This is a genomic window from Cohnella soli, assembly GCF_042655525.1.
In the GTDB taxonomy this organism is placed as follows: domain Bacteria; phylum Bacillota; class Bacilli; order Paenibacillales; family Paenibacillaceae; genus Cohnella; species Cohnella soli.
On the sequence record NZ_JBHSMI010000013.1, the window covers coordinates 90,006 to 108,791 of the forward strand.

The 18,786-nt window shown below is 54.2% G+C and carries 15 protein-coding genes; 8 read left to right on the forward strand and 7 right to left on the reverse strand.

Features of this window, described 5'->3' with window-relative positions; genetic code table 11:
- Nucleotides 1-179: 179 nt before the first annotated feature.
- The gene (locus ACFPOF_RS07315; protein ID WP_378131085.1) at nt 180-968 is read left to right on the forward strand and encodes an SDR family oxidoreductase; all 789 of its coding nucleotides are present in this window, start codon (nt 180-182) and stop codon (nt 966-968) included.
- 42 nt (nt 969-1,010) lie between these two features.
- Nucleotides 1,011-1,619, forward strand: coding sequence for a class I SAM-dependent methyltransferase (locus ACFPOF_RS07320; RefSeq protein ID WP_378131087.1), 609 nt, complete (start codon nt 1,011-1,013; stop codon nt 1,617-1,619).
- 74 nt (nt 1,620-1,693) lie between these two features.
- Here ACFPOF_RS07320 and ACFPOF_RS07325 read toward each other — a convergent pair whose 3' ends face one another.
- The 4 genes from ACFPOF_RS07325 to ACFPOF_RS07340 form a co-directional block, all read right to left on the reverse strand.
- On the reverse strand, nt 1,694-4,369 hold the full coding sequence (locus tag ACFPOF_RS07325) for a DUF7402 domain-containing protein (RefSeq protein WP_378131089.1): 2,676 nt from the start codon (nt 4,367-4,369) through the stop codon (nt 1,694-1,696).
- A gap of 57 nt (nt 4,370-4,426) precedes the next feature.
- Nucleotides 4,427-5,287: a carbohydrate ABC transporter permease gene (locus tag ACFPOF_RS07330; RefSeq protein ID WP_378131091.1), complete on the reverse strand. Its 861-nt coding sequence runs from the start codon at nt 5,285-5,287 to the stop codon at nt 4,427-4,429.
- Entirely contained in the window at nt 5,284-6,162 is an 879-nt protein-coding gene (locus ACFPOF_RS07335; RefSeq protein WP_378131093.1) for a carbohydrate ABC transporter permease, read from the reverse strand. The genes ACFPOF_RS07330 and ACFPOF_RS07335 overlap by 4 nt, the downstream gene beginning before the upstream one ends.
- A gap of 99 nt (nt 6,163-6,261) precedes the next feature.
- Nucleotides 6,262-7,593 (reverse strand): ABC transporter substrate-binding protein, encoded by a 1,332-nt coding sequence (locus ACFPOF_RS07340; protein ID WP_378131095.1) that lies wholly within the window; start codon nt 7,591-7,593, stop codon nt 6,262-6,264.
- 233 nt (nt 7,594-7,826) lie between these two features.
- On the opposite strand from ACFPOF_RS07340, the gene ACFPOF_RS07345 reads away from it, so the two are divergent.
- Together ACFPOF_RS07345 and ACFPOF_RS07350 are read left to right on the forward strand one after the other, a co-directional pair.
- Entirely contained in the window at nt 7,827-9,656 is a 1,830-nt protein-coding gene (locus tag ACFPOF_RS07345; protein WP_378131097.1) for a sensor histidine kinase, read from the forward strand.
- On the forward strand, nt 9,653-11,263 hold the full coding sequence (locus ACFPOF_RS07350; RefSeq protein ID WP_378131098.1) for a response regulator: 1,611 nt from the start codon (nt 9,653-9,655) through the stop codon (nt 11,261-11,263). The genes ACFPOF_RS07345 and ACFPOF_RS07350 overlap by 4 nt, the downstream gene beginning before the upstream one ends.
- Before the next feature lie 76 nt (nt 11,264-11,339).
- Here the strand turns inward: ACFPOF_RS07350 and ACFPOF_RS07355 are convergent, their stop codons facing one another.
- Nucleotides 11,340-13,277: an ABC-F family ATP-binding cassette domain-containing protein gene (locus ACFPOF_RS07355; protein ID WP_378131100.1), complete on the reverse strand. Its 1,938-nt coding sequence runs from the start codon at nt 13,275-13,277 to the stop codon at nt 11,340-11,342.
- A gap of 128 nt (nt 13,278-13,405) precedes the next feature.
- On the opposite strand from ACFPOF_RS07355, the gene ACFPOF_RS07360 reads away from it, so the two are divergent.
- Nucleotides 13,406-13,951, forward strand: a complete 546-nt coding sequence (locus ACFPOF_RS07360; RefSeq protein ID WP_378131102.1) for an RNA polymerase sigma factor — start codon at nt 13,406-13,408, stop codon at nt 13,949-13,951.
- Nucleotides 13,938-15,476, forward strand: coding sequence for a hypothetical protein (locus ACFPOF_RS07365; protein WP_378131104.1), 1,539 nt, complete (start codon nt 13,938-13,940; stop codon nt 15,474-15,476). The genes ACFPOF_RS07360 and ACFPOF_RS07365 overlap by 14 nt, the downstream gene beginning before the upstream one ends.
- Nucleotides 15,477-15,492: 16 nt before the next feature.
- Here ACFPOF_RS07365 and ACFPOF_RS07370 read toward each other — a convergent pair whose 3' ends face one another.
- Nucleotides 15,493-16,002, reverse strand: a complete 510-nt coding sequence (locus ACFPOF_RS07370) for a DUF1648 domain-containing protein (RefSeq protein ID WP_378131106.1) — start codon at nt 16,000-16,002, stop codon at nt 15,493-15,495.
- 100 nt (nt 16,003-16,102) lie between these two features.
- On the opposite strand from ACFPOF_RS07370, the gene ACFPOF_RS07375 reads away from it, so the two are divergent.
- Together ACFPOF_RS07375 and ACFPOF_RS07380 are read left to right on the forward strand one after the other, a co-directional pair.
- On the forward strand, nt 16,103-16,534 hold the full coding sequence (locus tag ACFPOF_RS07375; protein ID WP_378131108.1) for a universal stress protein: 432 nt from the start codon (nt 16,103-16,105) through the stop codon (nt 16,532-16,534).
- 94 nt (nt 16,535-16,628) lie between these two features.
- The gene (locus ACFPOF_RS07380; protein WP_378131110.1) at nt 16,629-17,759 is read left to right on the forward strand and encodes a winged helix DNA-binding domain-containing protein; all 1,131 of its coding nucleotides are present in this window, start codon (nt 16,629-16,631) and stop codon (nt 17,757-17,759) included.
- Nucleotides 17,760-17,771: 12 nt separating this feature from the next.
- On the opposite strand, the gene ACFPOF_RS07385 is transcribed toward ACFPOF_RS07380, so the two are convergent.
- Nucleotides 17,772-18,572 (reverse strand): DUF6597 domain-containing transcriptional factor, encoded by an 801-nt coding sequence (locus ACFPOF_RS07385; RefSeq protein ID WP_378131112.1) that lies wholly within the window; start codon nt 18,570-18,572, stop codon nt 17,772-17,774.
- Nucleotides 18,573-18,786 lie beyond the last annotated feature (214 nt).

The window sequence follows — 18,786 nt, forward strand, 5'->3', positions numbered from 1 at the left end:
GCCATTTTTCCGTAAAAAGCGGAATATCCGGTTGCCGTTGCGCATGGGCTTCTCCATCGCTCCAGCCGTAGATTCGTCTGCAAAGCCATTTTCGAATATTAATAATATCGTTATACTGTTCTCATTGGAAATAGCAATTGACCACAAAATAAAAATGAACATAGGGAGCTATAACGATCATGGAACTTGGATTGCACGGCAAATCGGTATTCGTCGCCGCTTCGAGCAAAGGCTTGGGCAAAGCGACCGCTTTGGCATTCGCGCGAGAAGGCGCGCTGCTTACAATCGCAAGCCGCGATCTCGGGCAGCTTGAGCAAGCGCGCGACGATATCCGTGCCGCGACCGGACACGAAGCGAGAATGGCTCGGTTGGATGTGCGGAGCAACGACGACATCCGTGAGGCGATCACAGATGCTGTCGCCGCACAAGGCGGACTGGACGTGCTCGTCACGAACGCTGGCGGGCCGCCTGCGGGAGGTTTCGCGAACATGGCGGATGCCGATTGGCAAGCCGGCTTCGAATTAAATCTGCTCAGCGTCATTCGGCTCATTCGCGAAGCGTTGCCCGCACTCCGCGCAGCCGGCGGCGGGCGTATCGTCAATCTCGCGTCCACATCGGTGAAGCAGCCGATCGACGGCCTTATTTTATCTAACGTGTTCCGCGCAGGCGTGCAGGCGCTCACGAAGACGCTGGCGTCAGAGCTTGCACCGGACGGCGTCTTGATTAATACGGTAGCGCCCGGACGCATCGCTACCGATCGCATTTTCGAGCTGGACAGCAAACGCGCCACCGATCTGGGTGTTGCTCTAGCCGATGTTCAGGCACAAGCAACATCGCAAATTCCGCTCGGAAGGTTGGGCGACCCTGACGAATTCGGGCGGTACGCCTTGTTCTACGGCTCGTTCGCCAATACATACGTGACCGGCCAGACGCTGCTCGTGGACGGCGGCATGGTGCGAAGCCTATAATGGGCAGAAGAGCAGATCAGGCGAAAGGAAGTACGTAGCAGCATGAGCGGAATAAAGGAAAATTTGCGGACAACCTATAACAACTATGCGGAAGAGCGCGACGCGGCTGGGATGGAGTCGTGGAAGTTCCGGGAGCGGCAATCGTTCCTGCAGTCTATCCTCGAAGAGGATCTGAATTCGATTCTTGAACTCGGAGCCGGCACGGGAAGGGACGCATTGTACTTCCAGGAAAATCGGTTCGACGTCGTCTGCGTAGACCTGTCGGATGAGCATGTACGGCTATGTAATGAGAAAGGGCTTGATGCGCATCGAATGGACTTCTACAAGCTCGACTTCGAGCCGGAAAGCTTTGACAGCGTTTATGCGATGAATTCGCTGCTCCACGTGCCGAAGGCGGATCTCGGCATCGTGCTGGATGAAGTCCGGCGCGTACTAAAGCCGGGCGGGCTGTTCTTCTTCGGCGTGTACGGCGGAAAGAGCAGCGACGGCGTCTGGGAGGGAGATCGTTTCGAGCCGAAGCGCCATTTCACGCTGTACGAAGACGAGGAATTGCTCGCGGTCGTCCGCGACAAATTCGGCATCGAAGACTTCCACATCGAGTTTCTCGGCGATGACGTCCCCCATTTCCAATCGCTGCTGCTTCGAAAATAAATCTCTGCATGCTAAGGGGATGCTCCCTAGGTCATGATGACCTTCTGGGAACATCCCTCTATTTATCTTAAGCGTTAATTCGCCGGCTCGATTTTCCAAATTTGCTCGTTGTCGTTACTGTCCGGCCATTGAACCGCGTTCGTGCCGTTTGCCGTCGACGCTTGCGAAATCGCGAGCACTTGGCGGCTTCGCGCATTCGTAATCTTGTAATAACCTCCGCCTACCGGATAGACAACCCAGCGCTGATCGCCTGCGGACCAATTCGGCTTCTGGACGACCGAGACGCCTTTCGTATACGACCCATCGGTAGATAGTACGTAATTGCTGTTCCAGTTCACGATGGCATAAGTCGAGCTGGAAAGGGGGATGAGCTTCCACTTCTGGTCCGCGATCGACAAGTATGACCATTGGATGGCGTTGGCGCCGTCGGCAAGCGAGGAAGCGCTAATCGCGAGCACCTTGCCGCTGTTCTTGTTCGTTATTTTGTAAAGCACATTCGAGTCGGGCTGGTCGGCGGCCATCACCTGAATTTCCGACAAGCCAACGTTCGCCCCCGCTCCGCCGCTCGCCTGAAACTTGATCCAATTCACCGTCTTCGTCGGGAAAGTGACGACTTTCGCCGATCCGTCGGTCGGAATGCCGCTGACGACGACCGAGCTGCCATCGCTGAACGTCAATGTCCCTCCGTTAACGTTGTCCGACGCGCTGACGCGGTCGAAGAGCACAACTTGGTTAACATCTTTCCCGAACACCCAGTCCAGGCGAATCCACGGGTTCGTCTCCCCGTTCGATGTCCACTCGCCCGAAGCTTGACCGACATTCCCGTCGATCGCCCGTTTTCCTTTCAGACCGTTCCCCGAATGGGACGACACGTTCACCGTTGCTTGCGGCGCGACGTTGTCCCCCCTCATCGCCTGGAACTCCGACAAACCGCCGTTCAGCCCAACGCCTCCGACAGCCTGGAATTTGACCCAGGTGACATTTTTCGTCGGAAAATAAACCGGACGCGCCGATCCATCCTGCGGAATATTCGTCACGTTAATGGAACTGCCGTCGCTGAACGTCAACATTCCCCCGTTCACGTTATCCACGGAATTATTCCGGTCGTAGAGGACGATTTTGCCGATCGCCTGACTGGAAGCCCAAGTCAGCTTGATCCAAGGATTCGTCTCTCCATTCGATGCCCATTCCCCCGTATCCTGGATGCCGATGATGCCGTCTGCCACTTTAGAAGGGGCATAATTCGCGCTCGATTGCGAAGACGCGGAAGCGGCCGCTGTCGTCGCCAGGTTGAAATCGTTCTGATAGGGAGCGGAGGAGAACAACACGCCTACGATCGATTTGGCCGGCACGTTAAACGCAACGCTCGTATTGCCGCCGCTGACCGCGACCGGGACGGTCTGGGCAGTGGAAGTCGCGTCGCTCCTTTCGCTCGCTTCATAGATGTTGGCATAGGCCGACGATATCGAACCGAGTCCGGCGACGTTCAAGTTCACCGTCGTCTGCGAAGTTCCGTCGTTCACGAGCCAGACGACTTTATCCCCGTTCGCGTTCGTTGCGGCCCCGGCGTTCTTGATCGGACTGCCGAACGAAACGCTGTTAATGACGCTGTCGCCGCTCCCCAGTCCAAGATCGACCGACATCAAACGATAGGCGGATGCCCTCGGCGTCAGGTCTCCGTTGTCGTACACACCGAAATAATCGGGCCAGGTCACGAAATCATCGTTCGCAAAGATGGTAGAACCTGCCGCGTGTTGCTTGTACATGTTCGTTAATCGGTTGCCTACGTAGGAGATCGCTTCGACGGAAGCGCCGTTCATCGGATGAGGATCCCCGCCGTAATTCCACTCGGTCACGAAAACAGGTATATTCGGCTTCCCGCTACTTGCCGCGACGCTCTGCCAGGCGGTGACCGTTTCGACCGGATTGTAGTTCGTTTGATAGTCATGGTACGTCAGGAAATCCACGTTATTTTTGATCCGATTGTCCGACAGCATGCTTGTCGCCCAGTTCGTGAGGGTCGCATCGAACACAGCCGGGCCGCCGATCGGTATCGTCGCGTCTACGGAGCGAACGCCGAGAGAGGCCGCTTCGTATATGTCTTTATACGCCGTTAGACACTCGCCGGGGGTACCTTTCGGATGATTTGCGATATCGGTCGCATAAGGGCTATCGGTCAAATTCATAAACCAATCGGTATCCGGCTCGTTCCATATTTCCACGTAATCGACTTTGCCTTGGAAATGCGCGTATATTTTCGTCACGATATCCCGATAGACAGTCAAATCTTTAGGCGGATAATGATTGTCTTTCTCTACTTTTTTTACGAAGGTCAACCAATCAGGTACATAGCTGATAATCAACATAATCTTGATTCCACGGTTATGGTATTCGTCCACCCAACCGTACTTGCTCCAATCCCAATTCGCCGGGTCTGCCACGTTGCCGACGTTGTTCTTGTAATCCTCGATCGTCGTCTTAGGGACGATTTCAGACAAGTAGGCATCCCGCCGAACCAGATTCATGCCCGATTGCTGCAGCGAATCGAGCATCGTCGTCTTCACGCCGCCGATCGCGGCTCCGAACACATACGGGTGACCGGTTCCATTGTTCACGGTGAAATCGGCGGACACGTTCGTCGCAGCGGATGCGACGGACGGGCGAAGCCAGATAGCGGGGATAAGCAACAAGCAGACGAGCAACAGCAGTACGGCTTTGCGATTGAATCCGAACGGTTGAGCGTTGTACATACGAATACCTCCTCGTAGAGTGTGGAAAAACCGCAAACGTAATCGTTCGTTCCTGCTTTATCCTTTAACGGCGCCGACGGCAAGACCTTTAAGCAAATGCTTCTGGGTGAAGAGGAAAAATACGAGGATCGGAATCGTCGCCACGACGCAAATGGCCGACACGGGTCCCCAACTCGTCATCCGGTACGTCGACGTGCCGATAATGGCTTTGAAATTGTAAATCTCCAGCATCAAGGTCTGAACTTTGCCGTTGTTCAAATAAATCAGCGGCCCTTGGAAATCGTTCCAATACCAGAACACTTCGACGACGAAGACAGTGGCCGTCGCCGGCATCAGCAGCGGAAATATGATTCTCGCGAAAATCGCGAATTTGCCGCACCCGTCGATCGCCGCGGCTTCTTCCAATTGCCGTGGGATCGTCTTCGTAAATCCGGCGTAAATCAGCGATGTATACGCCACGTTGCCCGATAAGTAGAGCACAATCAAATAAGGAACCGTGTTGATCAGATGCATCGCCGTCCCCATCTTGTACAGCATCACCATGTTCGTCTGGGCGGGGATGATCAGAGAGAACACGAAAACGAAATACATCGCCTTGAAGACGCGCTCCGTCGACCTGCTGACGACGTAACCAGCCATCGAAGAGAAGACAATCGCCAGCAGCAGCGTCACCGCACAGATGCCGACTGTCGTGAGTAGCGACGAGAGGAACGATGGAGAGGCGAATACCATTCGATAGTTATCGAATCTAGTAAAGTCCGGAACGGTGAACGGATCGAAAATATCCTTCTCTTCTTTGAAAGACGTCACAATCAAGATGGCAAACGGAATCACAAACACGAGCGCCGCAACGAACATAATCGCCGTAAGCAGGCTCATCCCCAGCTTCGACTGACGGGAGACAATCGCCCCTCTCACAGCTCGACCTCCCTTGATCGCGTAAGCTTAAGCTGTACGGCGGATACAGCGACGATAATAATCATGACGACAACCCCTGTTGTCGTGGCGTAGCCGGCCGTGCTCGCCTGATACACCTGATTGTAAATGAGCATCGTAGGCGTCAATGTAACGTCCCCTGGCCCGCCCTTCGTCATAATGAGCGGAAGATCGAACAGCTTCAGCATGCCGGACAGTTGGAAAAAAGTGACGATCGTTACCGTCGGCATGAGCAGCGGAACCGTAATGTTCCAGAATCGCGACAGCGGGGTTGCGCCGTCGATATCCGCCGCTTCGTAAATCTCCGTCGGAATGCTCTGCAAGCCCGCAATATAGAAGACGGCCGAGTTCCCTAGCCCTTGCCATAAAATGATGAACAAAATGACCCAGGGGGTTCTATCGTAGTCTCCCAACCAGTCCAGCGTCAGTGTCCCCAGGCCGATTTCTTCCATCACTTTATTGAGAATGCCGTCATAGGCGAGGATAATCACCCAAATATTCGAGATGACAATAAGACTAATGATGGATGGCAAATAAAAGACGGTGCGCAGCAACGACTTCCCTCTGATCGAAGAGTTCAACGCCATGCCGAGCGCCAGCGACAGCGGGTTCAGCAGAAAAACGGCGCCAAGCGTAAAAAAAGCGATATTTTTCAATGAGTGCAAGAACGATAGATCATGAAATAAATACTTATAGTTGTCGAGTCCGATAAACTTGGCCTGAGACAAGCCGTCCCAATCGGTAAACGAATAATAGATGCTCGACATAAACGGATATGCGACGAATACGCCGATCAGGAAGGCAACGGGCAGAAGAAAAACGATGCGCTGCAAGTAATCTATCGTATGGCTTTTCATATCGAAACCAATCCTATCCCATCGTAATTTGCGGCACGGCAAATAAACGCTGCAGCAGCTCAATCCGACCTACAGCGTTTATTTACTTGTTCGCGCGCCTTACTTGATGATGTTGAGCAATCCTTTATCTTTCTGGTATGCGGCATCTACGTCGTTCAGATCGGCTTCGGTGTAGCCTTTGCCTGCGGTGATTTTCGTTATGATCTGCGTCAGCTTGTCGTAAGTCGATGCAGGGAGCCACGTCGTGATCTGCACGGCGCTTTCGTATTTGGCGATCGCGTCCGCGAATGCCTTGCCGCCCGTCGTGTTCTGCGGGATTTCGATTCCTTTCAGGCCCGTGAACGCACTGTTCTGAAGCAAGCCGGGAAGCGTGCTCTTGTCGATCAACACATTGATCAGATCGATGCCACGCTGGCGGTTCGGATAATTCGCGTTCAGCGACAGCGACTGATTGGTCGAGGTTGTCATGAAGTTGTTGCCCTTGTCGTCGGGAATCGGGAAGAAGCCGAGATCCGTCTTGTATTTGTCCGCGACGACGCTGTTCACCCATGGACCGTTAAAGCCCATAGCGGCTTTGCCTTCGGCGAGCTCCTGAATGGCCAGATCGTTCGTCGTGCTGAGAATGCTTTTGGAGAGATAGCCTTTTTGCACCATTTGCTCGTACGCGTTAAACAGTGCCTTGAACTCAGGTCCGTTGATTTTCGTTTTGCCGTCGTACAGATCCTGGGCGATGTTCTTATTCATGCCGTAGAGGAACGAGGAGAACGAAATCCAAGTGCCTGCCGCCGGCCAGCCGTCCTTATACCCTGAAGTCATCGGCGTCACGCCGCTTGCTTTGATTTTCTCGCACAGGTCGAGAAACTCCTGGTACGTCGTCGGAATGCTCAGGCCCAAGTTGTCGAATATTTTCTTGTTATAAAACACGCCCCAGCCAGATACATCCACAGGCGCCGCAAGCACTTTGCCATCGTATTTGTTCTCTACCCACGTGCTCGGCAGAATGTCGTTCGCCCACGGCTGATCGGAAAGATCGGCCAAGTAGCCCGCTCTGGCGAACGGCACCAACGAATTCTGATGGAAGAAAATATCCGGAGCGCTCTTGGCAGCAAGCTGCGCCTTTAATAGTTCGTGGTACTTCTCGCCTTGGATCGGGTTCCAGATGATTTTGGCGTTCGGATACTTGGTTTTGTACAGCTTCTCGACGCCTTCCATGTATCCTTTCGCATAAGCGTTCGCGCTTCCGAGAATCCAGCTGGATACGCTGATTTCGAACGCTTCACTGTTCGGGTCTTTCGAATTGGTGCCCTCGGCGCTTCCGCTCGCATTCGAAGCCGGTGCTTCCGAAGCGTTATCTTTGTTGGAGCCGCATGCCGCAAGCATGGTCGCAGTAAGAATGGCCGTTAACGCCAATGCCGCTAATCTTTTCGCCAATGTTTTCCCCTCGCATTTTCCGTTATAAGTGATCTTTAACCGTTCCCTCTCATCAGAGCGCCCTGATAGCCTAATTATAGATTCCGATTGTATGCGTCGATAGTGGGCGTTTTTTTGATATAGTGAGTTTTTTTGTCGACCTCATCTCATTGCCGCTCTACTCTGTTGCCTGCGAAGAAGGTGTTCCCTTATGATGGGGAAGACTTCACATTCCGTGAAAGCCGGTGATCGTCATGCAGCTGTGGAAGCGGATTCAATCCCCTGTTCGCAAAAAAGTGTTTTTCAAAATATTTCTTCTCTTCTTGCTGGCGATCTCTATTCCCGCTTTCGTTCTGACGAAGATCTCGTATGATAATACGAAAAAACTCATTAAATCGGAGTTTATCGCCAACAAAAAAGCGCTGAACGCCCAAATCGCCAAAAGCATCGACGACAACTTGAACAGCATGCAGAAAGAATCGCTTGCGTTAAACTACAATATCGCCGACATCAAAACGTTCCTCTCTTACAAACCCGAGACGATAGACGAAAACTATTTTGTCGCCGAAGGGCGGATGAATCTGTTTCTGATCAGCATTCTGTCCAACAATGATCGGTTCGACGGGATCGGGCTGGCCAAGATGGACGGCAGCATGATGAAATACGTCAATTTCGATGGATTGGCTACGGTGGAGGGCAGCCGCCTTCCGGCATCCGTTGTACAGCAAGCGACCGGCAAGCAAGGCGACTCCTCGGTGACGCTGCTCGATCTGGATCAGAGCATGAAGTACACGATTCTCGATCGGCGGAACGGCAGCGCCATTGCCGTCTTAAGAGTGCTCTACGACTACAACGAAGGCGATAAACCGATCGGGTTAAGCTTCTTCACGCAAGGGTTGACCAAGTTCGGCGAAATCGCGGCGAAAGGGAAAAGCTCCGACAACGAAACGCTTCTATTCCTCTCCAATGATAATCGGGTCGTCTACTCGAGCGGCGAAATTCCCGCACGGCTGACAGACGCTTTAAGGAAAATAGAAAACGACGCGCGAAAAAACTCTCCGGCTTACAGCCTTACGTTCGGGGACAATGTCGTTTTCTATAATCAGTCTTCCGCGTTCGGATTCAAGGTGTTATCGTTCGTTCCCGAGAACGTTATTACCGACAAGCTATCGGTCGTTCAGAAGCTGAACGTCACGCTGATCGTCATTCTGGCCGTCGCCATCTTGATCTTATCCTTTTTCCTGTCCAACCTGATCACGCTACCGCTCAAAAAGCTGAAAAAGTCTTTTAAGCAATTCGAAACCGGGGATTTCGATTCCAGAGTGTCGTCCAAAGGCGAAGACGAATTCGCCGAAATATGCCGGAGCTACAATCGCATGGTCGGAAGCGTGAAAGCTCTAGTGACCGAGAAGTTCGAGCTTGAGCTTCTGCGACGCCAATCGGAGCTTGAAGCGCTGCAAAGCAAAATCAACCCGCATTTTCTGTATAACACGCTCTCCTCCATTAAGGCGGTGATTCAGAAGCAGGATGCGGACAAAGCGCGTCAGATGGTGCAGGACTTGTCCGATGTGTTCCGCTACACGCTGAATAAAGGACGATTCGTCGTCACGCTGAACGAGGAATTGCAACACATCCGCAAGTACCTTGCCCTGCAGAAGCACCGCTTCGGCGATTCGCTCGAAACAAGCTTCGATATCGATTCCGACATGCTCGATTGCAGCATTCTGCGATTGACGATTCAACCGCTGGTCGAGAATGCGATCGTTCACGGACTGGAAGGGGCGAGCGGCCGAGGGAAAATAACGATCTCCGTTATCAACGCCGACGCGCTCATTCATATTTATATCGAAGATAACGGGGCCGGCATCGAACCTGGCAAACTCGCCGCAATGAACGCGCTACTGAGCGAGAATCCGGAAGTCGCCCCTCACAGCGAGTCGAGAAACTATGTCGGCATTTACAACGTGAATTCCAGAATCAAGCTCTACTTCGGCACCGAGTACGGCGTGAAAGTGCTCGATTCTTCTCCGGAAGGAACGACCGTAAGAGTGACAATCCCTAGAAAAGCCGGTGAACCCGCATGAAAATATTGATCGTCGAGGACGAGCGGCTGACGAGGGAATCGCTCGTCGACAGCCTGCGACTGCGCGGGTACAGCGACATCGAAACGGCGACGGACGGCAACGACGCGCTTCAGACGCTAGACCGCTTCAAGCCGGATCTCATTTTGTCCGACATCCGTATGCCCGGAATGGATGGCTTGCAATTATTAGGCCATATTCGCGACAAAGGAATTCACGGCGTATTCATCATTATCAGTAGCTACGACTCGTTCGAGTTCGCCCAGAAGGCGGTCCGTCTCGGCGCTTTCTCTTATATGCTCAAGCCGATTGACGACCGGGAATTGGAGGACCAGCTTGAACGCGCCGAAACGAGCATCAGGCGTGAACAAGAACAACGCAACGAGAATGCGGATACTGGATTGCTCGCGCGCAAATATCGGAATCTCGCGCAAAGACAAGCGATTCAGAAATTCGTGGAGGAGGAGCACTTAAACGAGGAAGAACGTTGGACGGCGTTACGGGAAGCGGATATTCGTTTCGAACATCCGTTATACCTCGTCGCCAAAGCGAAGATTGACGGCTATGCCGACCCGGAATCGCACCTATCCGTCGTAGATCAGTCTCTCTATGCATTCGGCATCGCGAACATCGCGAGCGAGCTCATGCTGCATGGCGGCATTGATACGTACCCGTTCACCCAGGACGACAGCATCGTATTTTTGTTGAATGTTCCGGTCGAATATGCAAGCTCCGCCACCGAGAGACTGGAAACGTTATGGAGTCATGTCGCAGCTCAAGTACGCAGCCATCTGAAATTGACTTTAACGATAGGCGTCGGCTCGTTGACCGACAATATCGCCGACGTTAACGACTCTTATACGCAAGCCTCCAAAGCGGCGATGTCAAGGATAATGGGAGGCGGGAATCGGGTATACTTCGCCGGAAGTTCGGAAGAGAAACGGATCGAGGCAACGATCGCTATCGATTATTTAACCGAGCAGAAACTGCTTCACGGTCTGGAACAGGGCAGCAAGGAAGCGGTACGCGGGTTGATTCGGGAATTGTATTCCCCTTACTTTTCCCGCTCCAACGAGTTTATCGGCTCGTTGATGAAGCTTAATTTCAGCGTCGCTTTTACTTTGTTTAAGCTGATGCACCAGCTCGATACGCCCCCTGAGCGATTTCTTGGCAGCGAGCTTAAAGTGTATCGGCAAATGAATCAATGCGCCGACCTCTCGTCCCTGCTCTCGTACTGCGAGAACATGACCGACGTCTGCATCGACGAGATCCAGGCGGGCAGGAAGCTTAACCCGGATACGTCCATGGCGAAGGCGCTGGCTTACATCGTGGAGCATTACGACCAGGATATCGGACTCGCGTCGGTGTCCGAACATGTCCATATGAGTCCGGCATATTTCAGCAAGCAGTTCAAATTAAAGTACAACCAGAATTTTATCGAATTCCTGATTCAATTCCGGATTAACAAAGCGAAGGAATTGTTGAAATCCGGGGCTTACACCGCCCAAGAGGTGTCGCGAATGGTCGGCATTAACGACGAGAAGCATTTCTTTCGGACATTCAAGAAAATTACGGGGCTTACGCCCGGGAGTTATAAGAAGGGGAATTGAAATGACGAACAAGCCCTCGGCGTCCGGAAGATGCCAAGGGCTTGTTTATTTATGTGTATACGGCGAGCCTTTCGACTCACTTCCCGCCCTTGTTGGCAGCAATCTGCTCGGCGAGCTCGTTCAGCTCGGTCCAACGCTCGAGCAGTTCCTCCAGCTTCGTCTCAAGCTGCGCTTGTTCCGCCATCAGTTCTTGGAGCCGCGCCGAATCGCTGGCGGCCGCTTCCATCTTCTCGGCGACCGCCTTCAGCGCATCTTCCGCATCTGCTATCCAGTTGTCGATCTGCTCATAATCTTTCTGATCTTTGTACGACATCTTGAGCGGTCGTTCCCGCTCCGACCTGGCTGGCATTGCCGCATTCGTCGCAGCACCGCCACCGGATGATCCCGCCGTCTCTGCTGCACGCTGCTGGGCTTCCTGTTTTTCCGCAAACTCGCGATACTCCGTGTAGTTGCCGACATGATGCGTCACGACACCGTCGCCCTCGAACGCCAATATGCGGTCCGCCGTCCGATCGAGGAAATAGCGATCATGGGACACCGTTATGACGACGCCGGGAAAATCGTCCAAGTAATCCTCAAGCACCGTCAGCGTCGCGATATCGAGGTCGTTCGTCGGTTCGTCGAGCAGCAGGACGTTCGGCGCGTTCATGAGCACGCGGAGCAATTGCAGTCTGCGTTTCTCTCCGCCCGACAGCTTGGAGATGACACCCCACTGGGCCGCGGGCTCGAACAAGAAACGTTCGAGCATCTGTCCGGCGGACACGACTGAGCCGTCCGACGTCTTCACCTGATCGGCGCCTTCGCGGATGTATTCGATGACGCGCAACGACTCGTCCATCTCTTCATGCTCCTGGCTGAACCAGCCGATCTTCACGGTCGGGCCGAGCTCGACACGTCCCGCGTCGGGTGCCAGCTTGCCCGCGATCATCTTCAGCAGCGTCGACTTCCCGCTTCCGTTGCGCCCAACGATGCCGACGCGATCTTCCGGAACGGCGATAAAGCTCAAGTCGTTTATCAGTGCCCGGCCGTCCATGCTTTTCTTTAGATGCTCGATCTCGAGAATCTTCTTGCCGAGCCGCGACGACGCGATCGATACGTCCATCTTGCCGGCGGACGCCTTCGGCCCTTGTTCCTTCAGCGCCTCGAACCGGTCGATACGTGCTTTCTGTTTCGTCGAGCGCGCCTGAGCGCCGCGGCGAATCCACGCCAACTCGTTCCGGAGCAGGTTTTGCCGCTTCGCTTCGGACGCCGCCTCCCGCTCCTCCCGCTCCAATTTCAACTCGAGAAAACGGCTATAGTTCGCCTCGTAGAAATACGCCCGCCCCCGGTCCAGCTCGATGACGCGGTTGCTAACCCGGTCGAGGAAGTAACGGTCGTGCGTGATCATAAGCAACGCGCCTTTGCGTTTCTGCAGCATCCCTTCGAGCCATGCCACCGAATCGTTGTCGATATGGTTCGTCGGCTCGTCGAGAATAAGCACGTCCGACGGCTGCAGCAGCGCCGCTGCCATCGCTACCCGCTTGCGCTGACCGCCCGAGAACGTCTCGACTTTGCCATCGAAGTCGGCGATGCCGAGCTTACCGAGCGCCGTCTTCGCTTCGCTTTCAAGCGTCCATGCGTCGAGCTCGTCCATCCGCTGGTTCGCCTTAATCAATCGCTCTTGCAGCTTCTCGTCTTCCGGCCGCATCGTCAGTGCCGCCAGCACCTCCGCATGCTCGCGAACGGCGCGAAGCGCGGGCGAATCCCCGCCGAGCACATGCTCGAGCGCCGTCTCACCCGGCGCGAAAGCAGGGTCTTGCGCCAACATGCGCAACACGACGGAGCGACCGATCGACACTTGCCCGGCGTCGGCCGGTTCGATGCCGGCGATCACCTTGAGCAGCGTGGACTTTCCGGTTCCGTTCACGCCGATGATCCCGATTTTGTCTCCCGTTTCGACGCCGAACGTCACATTCTCGAACAGCATTTTGTCGCTATAGCTTTTGGATATATTTTCAACGGATAATAAATGCACAGGAAATAACCTTCTTTCGGACAAAAGATCGATCCTTCGTATCATATCATAAATTTTTCTCGGAATCCGGGAACCAAGCGGGGTTACTCGGAGTCTGTTTGTTATCGGGACGGAGAGAGGTTGACCGGATGAGCGACGAGCACTTGAAATACGTAACCGCCATCGAGCAATTCGATATAAGAGATTTAATGGAGAAGTACGGCGAAGACGTGTGGCACTACGCGTTTTTCCTGACACGCAGACATGATTGGGCGGACGATATCGCGCAAGACGTATTCGTGAAGGCGTATCGAGGCATCGATTCCTTTCGCGGGCAAAGCTCGATTAAGACATGGCTGCTTCGCATCACGCGAAACACCGCCTATTCATACCGTAAACTCGCTTTCTTCCGCCGAACGGTCGGACTCGAGCTTGGCAAACTGCGGGACACCCGGCCTTCGGCCGAAAATGAGTACCTCACGCAGAGTTACGCCGACGATATTTGGAGCCACGTGATGAAGCTGCCCGACAAATATCGGGAAACGCTTGTCCTGAGCGCCCACTACGGGATGCAGACAGAAGAGATCGCGCTCCATCTGGACGTCGCGATCGGAACGGTCAAGTCAAGGCTGCACAGAGCAAGAGCCAGGCTTGCGGAAGCGATGGAAAGGAGTGAGAAGGATGGCGCTATATGAATCGGATATGACGGATCGTCTGGCGGAGCGCCCTTTCCGGGAGCGGCAATTCACGGCTGCGCACATGGACGCGGTCGAGCGGGATATTCGGGAGTGGCCCCAAACGGGCAACTCGAAGGATGAAGGCACAGCGAAGCAGCCGCGTCCGGTTTGGCGTTGGCGCTTGCTTGCGGCCGTACTCTGCTTGATCGTCGTCGGGGGTGCTTTTGCTTTATACTCGGGGAACCCTCTCTACAACCGAACCACCGGCCCTGCTCCAATGCAAGGACGAACGATCTCCAACGAGGCTTATTCCATGGTTATCCCTTATGACTGGACAGCGAATATCAACACGGTTCGGACGGTTTTTTTCAAGGGGGAGCAGCAGGTCGGGGATGTGGTTTTGCATGCGATTAAAAGCTCGTTCTTTCCCAAAAAGATGGCCAAGGTCGAAAGCTGGGATGTCGGCGCCGGTATCATCGCTCAAGTATTCATTTTGAAGCCGGCACTCAAGGTCCAAGGGATAGACGTCAACCAGCACCAAACACTCTACTTACTTGTGGAGCCTCCCGCTCCGCTGCTTGCTTACGAAATGTCCTTCGACACCGACTACATTGACGAAGCGACCGCTACTCGGGTTGCTCATAGCTTTAAGTTTAATCCGGATAGCTTACAACCGCCATCGGCAACTCCCGATCCGAGCGAATCGCCTTCGCCGAGCCAAGTGCTCGACCTTAAGCAGCAAATATGGGCAGATATCGCAATGGGAGGCGACATGCTGCCTCAATACCCACGCAGCGAAACTCTCGACCAGCTGACATATGAGCAGACGCTCGAGGGGCTGCGGAACGATAATGCCCCCGTACGTTGGTATGCCGCTTACCGGATCGTCGAATTCGACGATGAGAAGCACCATGCCGCCATCACGGACGCGTTAACGACAGCGCTTGACGACAAGCGAGATTACGTTGCGAACGCCGCTCGCTTCGCTCTCGCTGTGCTTCAAGGCGACTTCTCGAATCGGGAATGGTTTACTCCTTCCCCGGACGGCCAATCGTACGGATTCGCCAAGTATCGCGAATCCAAATGGAACGACGGCAGGGTCTGGATCACGAAGAAAGGCGAGCGGCCGCAACTGGTCTATTCCGCCGGAATCGGAGGCGTTCTCGGATTCGGCTGGTCGCCGGACGGCAAGTGGCTGAACGTCGCTGCCGCCATACAACAAGCCCGATGGATCGCGCTCGTCGACCTGCGAACCAACACGATCCATGATCAACTCAATCTCGTTAATCGAATCGTCTCTGAACCGACCAACGGTTATCAAGTCGACCTAGCCAAGGCAGCGCGCCTAGATCCCTACGAGGACCTCGTCGAATGGAGTCCAGACAGCAACAAATTTCTGTTCAAATACTCTTTCGCCGACGAAAGTTTTACTCCATTCGAAGGTTACGGCATTTACAATGTCGCAACAGACACAATAGAGCAAGTATTTACGTTCCCTGCGAACGAAACCGCGACGCCGCCTACAAAGATCAAATGGAACTAAGTGCGGCCGTCAGCGCTTAGCGCCCCCGAATCGCTCGGGTCAAATAAATGCCTATTGTGACGAACAATACTCCTACGATGATCAGAATGTCCCATGCGCCGCCTACCCCGCCGCTTTTGGCCGCATTCACGATCGTCCACGAGATGTAAGCGAACATGACCGTGATCTCAAAATTAATCCAGGCAAGCAATTGCCTCGCAACCGTATATTGAAAGGCCGCATTTTGCTCTGTAATCGCCACCGGATAATTGAAGACATGCGGCACTCTCGACAGTTGGTTTAACCCAATAAACAGCAGCGCGGAAATCGCCGGAAGAATCCACAGCGTCCATCGGCTCCCCCAACCATCGGGCTCTCCTCGCAAATTAAAATGCGTCGGCATGCGCTGGGGCAGTCCGCCCCATTTGACGCTGATAAATACGATCATCGCGATAAGCACAAGCCAACCCGCCAGCTGCAGCGCCTTCTCCAAGGCGCTCCTGGCGATTTCTATTTTCGGGCGCGGCGATTGCCAGCTTTGCATCATACATTCCTCCGATTCGACAAGCTCGTGGGCCAGTCAGGTTTATTTGCGTCTCCGAAAGGATTATAATAATAGATATCGTACATTTGGGAGGCTGATTAAGATGATCTTCAATCATATTCTCGTTCCTTACGACGGTTCCGAACCTGCCGCCCATGCTTTGGACAAAGCGATCCAGCTTGTGCGCAGTGGCGCAGCAGGGCGTCTGTCCGTCGCACATGTCGTGAACTTGCAACCAGTCGTTATCGCGGACATGACTTTTGTTCCGCCAGAGACGTACCAAGAGCAAGTCAAGAAACATGGAGACGTCATTATCGACAAAATCAAGGAAAAAACAGGCGATCTCCCCGATGTCAACGTGGTCATTCTGGCTGGTTCGCCAGCGGAAGCAATCGTCGACTACGCGAACGACGGAGGCGTCGACCTGATCGTGATGGGTAATCGCGGTTTAAGCTCGCTTCGGGAGTTCATGGTCGGCAGCGTCAGCCACAACGTCATTCTCCACTCCTCCGTGCCGGTTATGATCATCAAGTAATTCGGCATTCGCACGAAAGGATCGCGTCGTATCGCGGTCCTTTTTTTGTTATGATTAAAAAAATGATTCCATTAACGAACGAATAGGTGATCTCATGACTCCGTCCACGAACGCCTCTATTCCCGTGCTCGGCAATCGGTCGCTGAATCGCGCCTTGCTCGAACGGCAGTTGCTGCTTCGACGCAGCCCGATGTCCCCCCTCGAAGCGACGGAACATCTTATCGGCTTGCAAGCGCAAGCGCCTACTCCTCCCTATTACGGCTTGCACAGCCGCTTGGAGCGTTTCTCGCAAACCGATCTGTCGGACTTGATCCGTTCCCGCCAAGCAACGAGAATTGCGCTTATGAGGTCGACGATTCACCTCGTCTCGGCCCGGGACTGCTTGGCGCTGCGTCCGCTCATTCAGCCCGTGCTTGAACGACAGTACCAAGGCAACTACGGCCGAAAAATGCCTGGTATTGATTTCGCGGAGCTCGCCGAGGCCGGACGAGCTCTCGTGGAGGAACGTCCTCTCACGTTCGCGGAACTCGAATCGGCGCTCACTGGGATGGCGCATTGGGCCGAAGAGGACAAGCATGCGCTCTCCTATGCCGTGCGGACTTACGTTCCGCTCGTCCAAGTGCCGCCTCGCGGACTCTGGGGAGAAAGCGGCCAAGCGACTCACACGAGCGCGGAAGCCTGGTTCGGCACTGCGCTTGACCGCAGCCGCGACGAGGAGTGGCTTGTTGAACGCTATTTGGCCGCGTACGGTCCGGCGTCCATTAATGACTTTCAAACCTGGTCCGGGCTGACGAGGATGAGCGAAGTCTTCCGTCGCATGAGGCCTCGCCTGACTATCTATAAGAGCGAGGAAGGCGTCGAACTCTTCGATCTGGCCGATGCTTCGCTGCCGGGCGAGGACGTTCCCGCTCCAGTTCGCTTCATTGCCGAGTTCGACAACTTGCTGCTCTCTCATGCCCAGCGCTCCAGAATCATTGCAGAGGAATATCGCAAAAAGATTTTTACGATAAACGGCATCATTCGCTCATCGGTGCTGCTGAACGGCTTCGTCGCCGGCATGTGGAAGATCGAGAGAGTCAAAGGATCGGCAACATTGAACATCGAGTTGTTCCGCCCGGCAACTGGGCAGGAGCAAGACGAACTTGCGCTCGAAGGCAACCGGCTGCTCGATTTCGCTGCCGCCGACTGCACAGAGCGCGACATTCGGATCTCCGTACAGCCATAACGGTTCAACGAGCTAAAGATCGCGGGCGTATTCTTCCGGCGTTTTGCCAAGCAATGCTTTGAAATCCCGGATCAGATGCGCCTGATCGTAATAACCCATTTCCGCGGATAGGTCAGCCCAATCGATTTCCTTGTCCTTTTCGATTCTTTCGGCGACTTCGTGCATCCGAAATCGCTGAATGACCCCTTTCGGACTTACGCCGACATATCGGTCGAACAGCCTTTGCAATGTCCTCGCCCCGAGCGCGAACCGGTCGGAGAGCTGATCTACTTTCACGATATCCCGTTCTTCCGCCATCTTCGCAACGATCCGGTTCACAAGCTCGACATTGGCGTCCGCCTCGGGAAGTCTGTCCAGCAAGAAACGGTCCATACGGCCGACTTGTTCGGACAGATCGTCTGCGGACAGCACTTCCTTCTCCAGTTCGAGCACCGCTGCGCCAAACACGTCCTCGGCCCCAATGCTGCGCTCCGTCAGCGTCGACAGAGGCTGCCCCCAGAACGGGTGAAAGCCGCCGGGGTTGAATTTCACCCCGAACACTCTGCCTACTCCTTCCAACACTTGTACCGCCGTTTTGTCCCATATCCCGTAAATTCTCGTTTTTCCTTTTTCCAGCACAAAATTCACGTTCGGATGTGAGAGCACCTTCTGGGTGTAAGGCTCCCTGCTCCGTAAATCCCATTCCACCGTCCAATAATGTTGAACGTATGATCGCAGCGGCTCCGCGGCCTCGTATCGAGACAGCCGGAACAGCCCATCCCCCGCCTGCGCGCGCAAAATCCCTTTCGTCGAACGATCTTCAATCGGCTGCATATCTCTTCTCCGTTTCTGCAAGAAGACTGGTAAGGACTAGTAGGCCTATTGTATCACGAACGGCGCAGGCCGGGCTCAGTCGGCAGCGGTGCGTACAGGGAAATTGCTTACGAAAACACGCCATTTCATCCGTTTTAACGTTATACATGCAGCCAAACGGAGTGCTCTCCGACGTGCCTCCGAGGGGGGATTGCTTTCAAATCGTGACTGTCGA